This window comes from Actinomycetospora sp. (assembly GCF_055612215.1).
In genome coordinates, this window is record NZ_JBVPVA010000119.1 from 1 (window position 1) to 8,972 (window position 8,972).

The window sequence follows — 8,972 nt, forward strand, 5'->3', positions numbered from 1 at the left end:
ACGACCCGATCAACCACCCCCAGGCCGCCACCGGCCGCCGCAACGTCGTCATCGACCAGATGCGCCAGCAGGGTGAGCTGAGCCCCGAGCAGGCCGCCGCCGCGGCGGCGTCTCCGCTCGGCGTGCAGGCCCCGCTGCACGGGGTGGCCAACGGTTGCGTGGGCGCCGGCCCCGACGGGTTCTTCTGCACCTACGTGCTCGACTACCTCGACCAGGCCGGGATCACCCAGGGGCAGCTGCGTGCGGGCGGCTACACGGTGAAGACGACGCTGAACCCGGCCGCGATGGCCGCGGCGAAGCAGGCCGTCGACGCCCAGGTGCCGCCGACCCAGCCGCACGTGGCGGACACCCTCGCCGTCGTGGCGCCGGGCGCCACCAACCACCCGGTCCTGGCGCTGGCCGCGAACCGCAGCTACGGCCTCGACGCCTCGCAGGGCCAGACCACCTACGACCTGCCGGCCGAGCCGGAGAACCTGGGCGCCGGGTCCGTCTACAAGATCTTCACCTCGGCGACCTACCTGATGGGCGGCGGGGGCATCGCCAACGTCCTCCCGATCCCGCCGAGCGGGTACGCCTCGCCGCTGAGCCCCGGCTTCGTCGTCGCCAACGACGGCAACTACCCGGGGCAGCTGACCCTGCAGGACGGGCTCGCGCAGTCGCCGAACACGCTGTTCGTGAAGCTGGAGGAGACGACGGGGGTCGCCCCGGTCGTCGACATGGCCGTGAACCTCGGCATGACGTCGCTGGCCAAGCCCACCGAGCCCGGCGGGCCGTCGCTCGCGGACACGATGAAGGCCCAGAACCAGGCCTCGTTCACCCTCGGCCCGACGCCCACGAGCCCCCTCGAGCTGGCCAACGTCGACGCCACGCTCGCCTCGCACGGCACCTGGTGCCCGCCGGACCCGATCGTCTCGGTCACCGACGCCACCGGCTCGCCCGTCACGATCCCGTCGACGGCGTGCCGCCAGGCCCTGCCCGCGCCGCTCGCGGACACGCTGATGACCGGCATGTCCAAGGACGACCAGCCCGGCGGGACCTCCGCGGCCGCGGCGGGCAACGCCAAGTGGAACCGGCCGACGGCGGCCAAGACGGGGACGACCGAGACGTCCGAGTCGGGTGCCTTCGTCGGCGCGACGCCCCAGGTCTCGGCGGCGTCGATCGTGTTCGACGACTCGTCACGCCCCCGCCCGATCTGCAACGGCACCCCGCCGACCAGCTGCTCCACCGGCAACCTGTTCGGTGGCGAGACCCCGGCGCAGACCTTCTACCAGGCGATGAACCAGTTCCTCGCCGGCCAGCCGATCCTCCCGCTGCCCCCGACCGACCCGCGGTACGTGACCGGCGGCAACCGCCTCGCCGTCCCGCAGGAGATCGGCCAGCCCCTCGACGCGGCCACCGCCGCCCTGCGTGACGCCGGCTTCGTCGTCGCGACGTCGACGGTCGACAACCGGGCACCCGCGGGCACCGTCGTGGGCCAGACCCCGGCCGGCGGGAGCGGGCAGGCGATCCAGGGGCAGACGATCACGCTGGTGTCCTCCACCGGGAAGGTCGCGGCCCCGCCCGCACCACCCTCGAGCTGATCACCCGATCGGGTGGGATCGACCCGGCCCACGATCGGGCAACGCCGCCGGCGGCCCACGTCAAGGTCGCGGGCCCGCAGATCATCCGATCGGGTGGCACCGGGGCCGGACGGCGACAGGGTGGGTCGTCCGTGGCGTCGGTCCGTCCTGTCGGTCGCCCTGCTCTGCGCAGCGTGGCGGCACGAGTACGAAATGTGATTGCCCACGATCGATCCGCGCGTCGTACCGCGCTGCGAGCTCCGCCGAACGGCGTAGCGCTCTCGGTCGGTCGCTCGATGCTGGGGTGAGCGCGCCGTCCCGCGCGCCCCGATCGGCAGAGACGAGGTGATCGCCGGTGACCAGCATCCGGCCCACCCCGCCCCGGAGGGCTCCGGTGGCGACCACGGTCGGCCCCGGTGCGCCCGGCCCCGGTGCGCCCGGCCCCGCGCGGGCGGCGACGTCGCCCGGGTCGGCGCCGGGCCCGCGCTCCCGCCGCACCGTCTCCCGGGTCGTCGTGGCGACCGACCTCGCACTCGTCGCGGCGGTCGGCACCCTCGGCGTCGCCGTGCTCCCGTGGTTCGGCACCGCCCACCCGCTCGACGGCGCGGTCGTCGTCGTGGCCCTGGTCGCGCTGCTGGGCACGTCCCTCGCCCTCGGGCGCAGCTGGGCCCCGGCCGTCGTCGCGACGGGCGGGCTCGAGTACGGCCGCGTCGTGCAGGCGGGCACCGGCGCCCTGCTCGTGCTGGCGCTCACCGAGGTCGCCCTGCGCGACTACCGCCTCCAGCCGATCACGCTGGTCGTGCTGCCGGTCGCGGTCCTCGCCGTCCTCGCCGGCCGCGGGCTCGGCCGGATCGTCCGCCACCGCCGCCGGCGTCGCGGGGTCGGCCTCGTCGGCGTCCTCGCGGTCGGCTCGGCGGAGTCGGTCACCGACCTCGTGGCGCGCACCCGCCGCGCCCCCGAGCACGGCTGGACGGTCGTCGCCGCGTGCACCCCGGCCGGGCGGGGCGACTGCGCGGGCGTGCCGGTGATCGGGGACCTCGACGACGTCGCCGCGTGCACCGCGTGGCCGGGCGTCGAGGTCGTCGCCGTCGGCGCGGCCCCCGGGTGGACCGGCCGTCGGCTGCACCAGCTCGCGTGGGCGCTCGAGGGCACCGACCTCGACCTCGTCGTCGACCCCGGCCTCATGGAGGTCGCCGGACCCCGCCTGCACATGACCCCCGTCGACGGGCTGCCGATGATCCGCCTGACCCAGCCGACGTTCCGCGGCGCGGGCTGGGTGTGGAAGTCGGTCGTGGACCGGGTGGTGGCCGCCGCGGCGGTCCTGGTGCTCTCGCCGGTGCTGCTCGCCGTCGCCGTCGCGCTCGTCGTCGACGACCGCGGCCCGGTGTTCTTCCGCCAGCAGCGCGTGGGCCGGGACGGCACGACGTTCGCCATGGTCAAGTTCCGGTCGATGGTGGTCGACGCCGAGCGCCGGCGCGAGGACCTGGTCGCCACCGACGCGGACGAGGGCGCCGGGCCGCTGTTCAAGATGCGCCGCGACCCCCGCGTCACCCGGGTCGGCGCGCTGCTGCGGCGCACCTCGCTCGACGAGCTGCCCCAGCTGTTCAACGTCGTCACCGGCTCGATGTCCCTGGTGGGGCCGCGGCCGCCGCTGCCCGCCGAGGTGGCGCAGTACGCCGACGACGCCCGCCGCCGGCTGCTCGTGCGGCCCGGCATGACCGGGCTCTGGCAGGTGTCCGGGCGCTCCGACCTCTCGTGGGAGGAGACGGTGCGCCTCGACCTGCGCTACGTCGAGAACTGGTCGCCCGGCCTCGACATCCACATCCTCGCCCGCACCGTCGCCGCCGTCGTCACCGGCCGCGGCGCGTACTGAACCCGCCACCGAACCGATCGGGAGACCCGTATGAAGCGCGCCCTCGTCACCGGCATCACCGGGCAGGACGGCTCCTACCTCGCCGAGCTGCTGCTCGCGAAGGGCTACGAGGTGCACGGCGTCGTGCGCCGCTCGTCGACCTTCACCACCGGCCGGATCGAGCACCTCTACCAGGACCCGCACGAGCCCGACCAGCGCCTCGTCCTGTACTACGGCGACCTCACCGACTCCTCGCGGCTGGTGACGCTGCTGGAGAAGGTCCGGCCCGACGAGGTCTACCACCTGGCCGCGCAGTCGCACGTGCGTGTCTCGTTCGACGAGCCGGAGTTCACGGGCAACACGACCGGCCTCGGGACCGCGCGGCTGCTCGAGGCGATCCGGATGGTCGGCCTCGACACCCGCTACTACCAGGCGTCGTCGTCGGAGATGTTCGGGGCGACCCCACCGCCGCAGTCCGAGGACACGCCGTTCTACCCGCGCTCGCCGTACGGCGCGGCCAAGGTCTACGGGTACTGGATGGCCCGCAACTACCGCGAGGCGCACGGCCTGTTCGCCGTCAACGGCATCCTGTTCAACCACGAGTCGCCGCGGCGCGGGGAGACCTTCGTGACCCGCAAGGTGGCGCGGGCGGCCGCGCGGATCGCGCTCGGCCTCGACCGCACCGTGCACCTGGGCAACCTCGAGGCGGTCCGCGACTGGGGCTACGCCCCGGAGTACGTCGAGGGCATGTGGCGGATGCTGCAGGCCGACACCCCCGACGACTACGTCCTCGCGACGGGCACCGCCACCACGGTCGGGCAGTGGGTCGAGTACTGCTTCGGCCACGTCGGACTGGACTGGCGCGAGCACGTGCGCTTCGACGAGACCTACCTGCGCCCCACCGAGGTCGACGCGCTCATCGGGGACGCCTCCAAGGCCCGCGCGGCCCTGGGCTGGCAGGCACGGACGATGCCCGAGCAGCTCGCGAAGATCATGGTCGACGCCGACCTCTCCGAGCACACCGGCGCGCGCGTGCCGGCCCCGTCCTGAGCGGGCGCGAGACCCCGCACGGGTGAATCCCCTGGGCGTCGCGACACGCGGCCCCCGGCCCCACGTCCCGGGAGAGGTGCGCCCGGCCCACCGGGAGGGCGTACCCCGGGCCCGATCGCGAGAGAGGAACCGACGTGAGCAGACCGACCGCGCTCGTCACCGGCGTCACCGGACAGGACGGCTCGTACCTGGCCGAGCTGCTGCTGGGGAAGGGCTACGAGGTGCACGGGCTGGCGCGGCGGGTGTCCGCCGGCGCCACCACCCACGTCGACCACCTGCTCGCCGACCCCTACGAGGGACGCGGCGGGCTGGTGCTGCACGAGGGCGACCTCACCGACTCCTCCCGGCTGGTCTCGCTGCTGTCCGAGATCGCGCCCGACGAGGTGTACCACCTGGGCGCGCAGACCGACGTCGCCGCGTCGTTCGCCCAGCCCGAGTCGGCCGCCGACGTGACCGGGCTCGGCACGATCCGGCTGCTCGAGGCGGTCCGGCTGATCGACCTGGACCTGCGGTTCTTCCACGCGGCCTCGGCGCAGATGTTCGGCGACTCCCCGTCGCCGCAGCACGAGGACAGCCCGCTCCGGCCGCGGTCGCCGCACGCGCTGGCGAAGGTGACCGCCTACTGGGCCGTCCGCGCGGCCCGCGAGGTCCACGGCCTGCACGCGGTGAACGGCATCCTGTTCAACCACGAGTCGCCGCGGCGCGCGCCGTCCTTCGTGACCCGCCGGATCGCGCGCGCGGCCGCCGGGATCGCGCTCGGCCGCGGGCGCCACGTGACGCTCGGGAACCTCGACGCGGTCCGCGACTGGGGCTTCGCCCCGGAGTACGTCGAGGGCATGTGGGCGATGCTGCAGGCCGACGAGCCCGTCGACCACGTCCTCGCGACCGGCACCGCGCACACCGTCGAGGACGTCGCACGGGCGTGCTTCGCGCACGTCGGGCTGGACTGGACCCGGCACGTGCGCTTCGACGAGCGGCTGGTGCGGCCCGCGGAGGTGGACGTCCTGGTGGGCGACCCGTCGCGGGCGGCGCGGGAGCTGGGCTGGCGGCCGCGCACGTTCGTGCCCGAGCTCGCCCGCATCCTGGTCGACGCGGAGCTGTCGGTCCTCGAGGGCCCGGCGACGGGGATGACGTCGCTGGCAGGATGACGGGCATGGCCGTCACGCACGTCGTCACGTTCACCTGGAACGACGACACCACCCCGGAGATCGTCGACGACATCCACGCCCGCCTGCGGGCCTGGATCGACCGCGGGGAGGGGCTCGAGGGCCTCGAGTCGTGGCAGGCGGGCCGCGACCTCGGCCTCGCGGCGGGCAACGCCGCGTACGGGGTGTCGGCGACGTTCGCCGACCAGGAGGCCTACGAGCGCTACCGGGACCACCCGGAGCACCGGGCGATCATCAGCGAGCACATCGCGCCGCGGGTCGCCGTGCGGTCGGGGTTGCAGTTCGCCCACTAGGTGCCTGCGGCTCGTGAGCACTAGTCCGTGTCATAGGACGGACTAGTGCTCACAGGGCCGAAGGCCACCTACGCGGCGCCGGCGGTCGGCGTGGGCTTCGGACCCTCGGGGACGCGCGAGCCGCCGCCCCCGCCGCCGGACCCGTCGTCGTCGGGGCCCTCCTCGGAGGAGGGGCCCGCGGCCGGGTCGTCGACCCAGATCGAGATCGTGTCGCCCGGGGTGGCGGAGGCGCCCGCGCGTGGGCGCTGGTTGGTGACGGTGCTGCGTCCGGCCCCGGTGTGGGCCGCGTTCTTCGGGACGGCCAGGAGTCGCGCGTCGAGGGCGGCGTCGTGGGCGTCGGCGGCGGCGAGCCCGACGAGCTCCGGGACCGTGGTCGTGTCGGTGAGGCTGTCGGCCATACCTCGACGGTACCCATCCGGCCTCGAGCCCAAGGGCGGTGCCCGCCGCACGCGTCGCATCTCACTGTTCGCGCACACCAGCATGGCCCGACAGCATCACCCGAAATGGTTAAGACCATCATCACAATAAGGACTTAGAGTCACCACCACGCGGGGCCGCCGCGCTGGCACTGGGCCAGGAGTCCTGGGGTGGCCGCGCGACCACCACAGTTCGTGAGAATCCGGGGGAGTCCCGATGCGCGCCACCTACCGAGTCCTGGCCTATCTGCTCGCCCTCGAGGTCGTCGTGCAGGCCGCCGCGATCGCCTGGGCCGTCTTCGGTCTCTCGACGTGGATCGAGAACGGCGGCGTCCTCGACAAGGCCGGTCTGGAGAGCGACGCGACGGTCTTCGACGGCGTCACCGGCTTCATGGTCCACGGCCTCAACGGCCAGATGATCGTCCCGGCCATCGGGCTGATCTTCTTCGTCGTGTCGTTCTTCGCCCGGTTCCCGGGCGCCGTCGCCTGGGCGGGGGCCGCGTTCGGCACGGTGATCGTCCAGGTCGCGCTCGGGATCTTCGCTCACACGGTGCCCGCGCTCGGGATGCTCCACGGCGCCGTCGCGCTCGTCCTGCTCGTGGTCGCGCTCGTCGCGGCCCGGAAGGCCTCGGGCTCGCCGGTCGGCACGGACTCCGCTACGTCCACCGGCACGCACGCCGCGGTCTGAGCGGCTCCGGGACGAGGCGCGGGAGGACGGACGTGCTCGGGACCGACGACGCCCGCCCCGTGGGCGGGCCGCCGCCGCTCGCGCCCCCGCCCGCGCCCGTCCGCCGCGGGCGGCGGCACCGTCGGACGCTCGTCGCCGTCCTCGCCGCGCTGGTCGTCCTCGCGCCGGTCGCCTGGTTCTGGGCCGCGAGCCTGCCGTCGGGCACCTGGTCGGTGACCGACATGGGCTATCCCGACGACGGCGGCGGTCCGCCGCTCATGGACCACGCCGGGATGGCGGGGATGACGGGGCGCCCGGTCGACACCCTGCGTCTGCCCGACGGGCCGGCCGACGTCGACGTCACGCTCGTCGCCCGCGCGCAGACCGTGCGGCTCGCCGGCGGCCAGGTCGTCACCGGCTACACCCTCAACGGCGTCACGCCGGGGCCCGAGATCCGCGCGGTGGCGGGCCAGACGGTCCGGGTCCGGCTGGTCAACGCCGACGTGCCCCGCGGGGTGACCCTCCACTGGCACGGCGTGGACGTCCCGAACGCCGACGACGGCGTCGCGGGCGTCACCCAGGACGCGGTCCTGCCGGGCGGCGAGTTCGTCTACCGGTTCCGCGCCGAGCAGGTCGGCAGCTTCTGGTACCACTCGCACCAGGTCGCCGACGAGCAGGTCCGCGGCGGGCTCTTCGGTGCGCTCGTCGTCGTGCCGCGCGGGACCTCGGCCGCGCCGTCACCGACCGACGTCTCCGCGCTCGTGCACCTCTACGACGGCCGGCGCACCGTCGCCGGCATCGGGGGCGACCTGCGGGTCCCGGCTGCGCCCGGCAGCGTCGTGCGCGTCCGGGTGACGAACACCGACAGCGGCCCGATGCGGGCGTGGTCGGCCTCGCCGTACCGCGTCCTCGCCGTCGACGGCACCGACGTCCGCGGTCCCACGCCGGTGGTCGGGGCCGCGACGCAGGTGACCGCGGGCGGGCGGGCCGACCTCGAGGTCACCGCCCCGGCGCGGATCGAGCTCGGCGGGGTCGCGGTCGTCGTCGGGAACCCCACGACGCCGCCGGCTCCCGCGCCGTCGGCTGTGGTCGACCTCCTGACCTACGGCGCCCCGACGACGCTCGACCCCTCGACCCTGGGCTTCGACCCCTCCACCCCGACCCGCGTCTTCGACTACGCCATCGGCCGGCGTCCCGGCTTCATCGACGGGGTCCCGGGCCTCTACTGGACGATCAACGGCCACCTCTACCCCGACGTGCCGATGTTCATGGTCCGTGAGGGCGACGTGGTGCGGATGCGGATCGCCAACACCTCCGGCGAGGTCCACCCGATGCACCTGCACGGGCACCACGCGGTGGTCCTCGCCCGCGACGGCGTGCCCGCGACCGGCAGCCCCTGGTGGGTCGACTCGCTCGACGTCCCCGACGGCGCGACGTTCGACATCGCCTTCGTCGCCGACAACCCCGGCCTGTGGATGGACCACTGCCACAACCTCGCCCACCCGAAGCAGGGCCTGGTCGCGCACCTGATGTACGAGGGCGTGACGACGCCGTACCGGGCCGGCGCGGACACCCCGAACGACCCGGAGTAGGTCGGGCGCCCCCTCCGGTGGTGCCAGCGAAGCGTCGACGCTTGCAGCCAGTGGCAGTCAAGCCCCGTCGTCGGGCTCGGCGTCCGCCCGGCCCTCACGGGTCCCGCCGCCCCCCGGTCGTTGATCACGGGCACACCGAGCATGTCGCGGAGCGCCGCGAGCTGCGTGGTGTGCCCGTCGTCGGGAGCAGGCCCACCCTCCCGGTGATCATCAGCACGTGGGGCAGGCTCTGCGGCCGGCGGATTCAAGGGTCTGTCGCAACACCCTGTCTGGGAGCGGGTGTGTGATGGCGGGTGCGGTGTCGCGGTCGCGGGTGCGGGAGTTCTGGCGGGCTCGGTTGCGGGGTCTGGATCATGGGCAGGCGTGTGCCCGGGTCG

The 8,972-nt window shown here is 74.5% G+C and carries 8 protein-coding genes; 7 read left to right on the forward strand and 1 reads right to left on the reverse strand.

Translation table 11 applies throughout. The features are described 5' to 3' along the window. The 5 genes from AC0CYZ_RS03100 to AC0CYZ_RS03120 all read left to right on the forward strand — a co-directional run. A partial coding sequence (locus AC0CYZ_RS03100) for a transglycosylase domain-containing protein (RefSeq protein ID WP_472212244.1) occupies positions 1–1,580 on the forward strand: 1,580 nt, incomplete at its 5' end. Positions 1,581–1,914: 334 nt separating this feature from the next. Beyond that, on the forward strand, positions 1,915–3,432 hold the full coding sequence (locus AC0CYZ_RS03105; protein WP_472212245.1) for a sugar transferase: 1,518 nt from the start codon (positions 1,915–1,917) through the stop codon (positions 3,430–3,432). Positions 3,433–3,462: 30 nt separating this feature from the next. Continuing rightward, entirely contained in the window at positions 3,463–4,461 is a 999-nt protein-coding gene (gene gmd / locus AC0CYZ_RS03110; protein WP_472212247.1) for a GDP-mannose 4,6-dehydratase, read from the forward strand. Between the two features lie 134 nt (positions 4,462–4,595). Beyond that, positions 4,596–5,609, forward strand: coding sequence for a GDP-mannose 4,6-dehydratase (locus tag AC0CYZ_RS03115; protein ID WP_472212249.1), 1,014 nt, complete (start codon positions 4,596–4,598; stop codon positions 5,607–5,609). Between the two features lie 5 nt (positions 5,610–5,614). Beyond that, positions 5,615–5,920 carry a Dabb family protein gene (locus tag AC0CYZ_RS03120; RefSeq protein WP_472212251.1) on the forward strand — a complete coding sequence of 102 codons (306 nt, stop codon included), beginning with the start codon at positions 5,615–5,617 and terminating at the stop codon, positions 5,918–5,920. 68 nt (positions 5,921–5,988) lie between these two features. Here the strand turns inward: AC0CYZ_RS03120 and AC0CYZ_RS03125 are convergent, their stop codons facing one another. Then, complete coding sequence (locus AC0CYZ_RS03125) at positions 5,989–6,318, reverse strand: PASTA domain-containing protein (RefSeq protein ID WP_472212253.1); 330 nt, start codon at positions 6,316–6,318, stop codon at positions 5,989–5,991. A gap of 235 nt (positions 6,319–6,553) precedes the next feature. Between AC0CYZ_RS03125 and AC0CYZ_RS03130 the strand changes: the two genes are divergently transcribed. Both AC0CYZ_RS03130 and AC0CYZ_RS03135 read left to right on the forward strand, forming a co-directional pair. Then, a complete protein-coding gene (locus tag AC0CYZ_RS03130; protein WP_472212255.1) occupies positions 6,554–7,024 on the forward strand; it encodes a hypothetical protein in 471 nt (156 codons plus the stop codon). A 32-nt stretch (positions 7,025–7,056) separates the two neighbouring features. Beyond that, positions 7,057–8,595, forward strand: coding sequence for a multicopper oxidase family protein (locus tag AC0CYZ_RS03135; RefSeq protein ID WP_472212257.1), 1,539 nt, complete (start codon positions 7,057–7,059; stop codon positions 8,593–8,595). Positions 8,596–8,972: the final 377 nt, after the last annotated feature.

What these genes read in the sequence shown, in the direction of transcription:
- AC0CYZ_RS03130 (WP_472212255.1), top strand. Translation starts at nt 6,554, where the DNA reads ATGCGCGCCACCTACCGAGTCCTGGCCTATCTGCTCGCCCTCGAGGTC.
- AC0CYZ_RS03125 (WP_472212253.1), bottom strand. Translation starts at nt 6,318, where the DNA reads ATGGCCGACAGCCTCACCGACACGACCACGGTCCCGGAGCTCGTCGGG.
- AC0CYZ_RS03120 (WP_472212251.1), top strand. Translation starts at nt 5,615, where the DNA reads ATGGCCGTCACGCACGTCGTCACGTTCACCTGGAACGACGACACCACC.
- gmd (WP_472212247.1), top strand. Translation starts at nt 3,463, where the DNA reads ATGAAGCGCGCCCTCGTCACCGGCATCACCGGGCAGGACGGCTCCTAC.